Here is a 2,082-nt window from a genome sequence, read left to right as displayed (position 1 = left end):
AGCCATGCAAATGGCCTTCTTCGTTTTTCTGCCCTCCATCCTGCTTTCCGGATACCTGTTCCCCTTCCGGGGCATGCCCGTCTGGGCGCAGGCCATCGGAGAAATTATGCCTCTGACTCACTTCATGAGGATCGCCCGGGGCATCCTGCTCAAAGGAAACGGCCTCTGGGACATCGCCCCAGAAATATGGCCCATCGCGCTCTTCGCCGCCATCGCGCTGACCATTGGCGTCAAACGCTATCGTCAGACACTGGATTGACCGCTTCCTTTCCGCAGGGAATCCCAATGGCATCTTATTCGGAACGATGCCGGTCAAAAAGCCCTTCGACATTCAAGGAGCCCACGATTTGCTTGGATAACTGGGAAAGTCCGCACATAAAAAATTGCGGACCGCCCTTCTTTTCGCGCGAGATGCAAAACGTCCAATTTTTATTCGAACGCTTGGGGTTGGCGCAAAAATAATGAACGCCGTCCTCCCGGTTCTCAGTGCGGACAACCGGGAAGCCAATGGATTGCATCAGACGGGGAACCGTCTCAACTTTTTCATGTCGAATTGGAATGCGATATAATCCCATGGCTTTTTGCTGCGATTGCAGCTTTGAGAATATATCCGCCATCCATTCGTCGGGAAAGCGAACGCACAACTGACACCCAATTGTAACATTGGGCCATTTGTTTCCAAATCGTAATACGAGCCCTCCATCTTGGAGGCTATACGTTTTGCGCAGAAAACTAGGGTGTCGAAGAAAGATGGAGAGGCAGATAACCAAGGCTGGTCAGACTTGAGGTATATGTCGCAAACTTTTTGGGAGAATCGGCGTAAATGTACTTGGCCGATTTGAGCCAGCCTGCGGCTTCCTCAGTCTTGTTGTGGACTAAATCCCAGGCCGCATTGGCAAAATAATAGGATGGGTTTCCAGCCACCCGGTCAAACGCATCGAGTTCCCTGGCCGCAACGTCCTCGTGGGCGCCGAGCAGATCACAGAGAAAAACCTTATAGGTGGCGAAGTCTCCCAGATCTTTATCGTTTTGTATCTCTACAAAGCCGGAACGCGCATCGTCATATTTCTTCTGCATGAATTTAAGGTCGGCCAGATCAAATTTCAGAATGGCACTATTCGGATCGATAACGAGAGCGACTTGATAATCATAGTCGGCCTTGTCCCATTGTTTTTGTCCGGCGTAGATCGCGCCGCGCAACAGGAGAGCCTGCGTGTTTTGAGAGTCGAGTTGGATGACTTTATTAACCTTGTCGAGCGCAACCTCCAATTGCCCCTTCATAAAATCCTGGTAAGACTCGCTCAGCAGTTCTGACTCGGTATCGGCGGGATGCGCAGAGGAGCCTCCGCTTACGGGCGGAGAGTTCGTCGAGGGTTCCTGCGCATGCATAAGTGGAGCCCAAACCAGGCCGAAAAACATCGCCAGCAGCACTGTCCACGCACAGGCCCGCGTTGCGGAAACATATTTTTGTTTCATAGGATAAGTCGGGCGCGAGATCATCGGTTTTCCCGTAGACCTATTTGCTGACAGGGATCATTCTTCGTCATGCAGGCAAGACCATTGAATATCTCGACGCATCAAAATCAGAAATCTTCAATGTCTATATTTGCATCCATTAGTCCTTGCGCTCAAGTTAAGATCTCCATTCGATCCGGTGACGTTTGCGTTACATGCTTGGAGATGATCGAGGAATTGTTTTACGATCAGGCCCCAAGATCATGATAAAACGATCCACCGCCATTCTAACCTGGTTGGTCAATCTGTTCGATCCGCCGCCGCTAAGTTCGATGACGCTTGCGCAAAAAACGGGCCGCGTGCTTCTAATCGCCGCGACTTTGGTTATTGGCTCCGTCCTCGTTGCCATGTTCGGCGCGCTCGGCTTGTTTGTGATGGAAAAGGGCCGTGAAATGGGCAGCACGCCCGAGTTCCTTAACGGCGTTTGCATCATTGCGATCGGAATCTCCGTTAACGCGGCCTGCGTGCTCATCCTGGTCCAGCTCAAGAAAGCCGACAACAAGCTCGTGCCGCCGCCCAAGCGGACCGGCACGGAGGCCGCTATTTTCCTAAAAACAACACCGGACC

Annotated in this window: 4 protein-coding genes; 2 read left to right on the top strand and 2 right to left on the bottom strand. The window is 51.8% G+C overall.

Going from position 1 to position 2,082, the window contains the following annotated elements; genetic code table 11:
• A partial coding sequence (locus tag WBR57_RS07620; protein WP_424083312.1) for an ABC transporter permease occupies positions 1 to 259 on the top strand: 259 nt, incomplete at its 5' end.
• Between the two features lie 34 nt (positions 260 to 293).
• On the opposite strand, the gene WBR57_RS07615 is transcribed toward WBR57_RS07620, so the two are convergent.
• Both WBR57_RS07615 and WBR57_RS07610 read right to left on the bottom strand, forming a co-directional pair.
• Positions 294 to 617 carry a hypothetical protein gene (locus tag WBR57_RS07615; protein WP_424083311.1) on the bottom strand — a complete coding sequence of 108 codons (324 nt, stop codon included), beginning with the start codon at positions 615 to 617 and terminating at the stop codon, positions 294 to 296.
• A 115-nt stretch (positions 618 to 732) separates the two neighbouring features.
• On the bottom strand, positions 733 to 1,500 hold the full coding sequence (locus WBR57_RS07610) for a tetratricopeptide repeat protein (RefSeq protein WP_424083310.1): 768 nt from the start codon (positions 1,498 to 1,500) through the stop codon (positions 733 to 735).
• 218 nt (positions 1,501 to 1,718) lie between these two features.
• Between WBR57_RS07610 and WBR57_RS07605 the strand changes: the two genes are divergently transcribed.
• Positions 1,719 to 2,082 (top strand): hypothetical protein (locus WBR57_RS07605; RefSeq protein WP_424083309.1); only part of this gene is annotated, 364 nt, incomplete at its 3' end.

Origin of the sequence: Pseudomonas sp., from assembly GCF_049590575.1 — a bacterium.
Taxonomy (GTDB): Bacteria; Pseudomonadota; Gammaproteobacteria; order Pseudomonadales; family Pseudomonadaceae; genus Aquipseudomonas.
The sequence above is the reverse complement of the archived record's forward strand: the minus strand, read 5'-3'. Positions and strand labels throughout refer to the sequence as shown.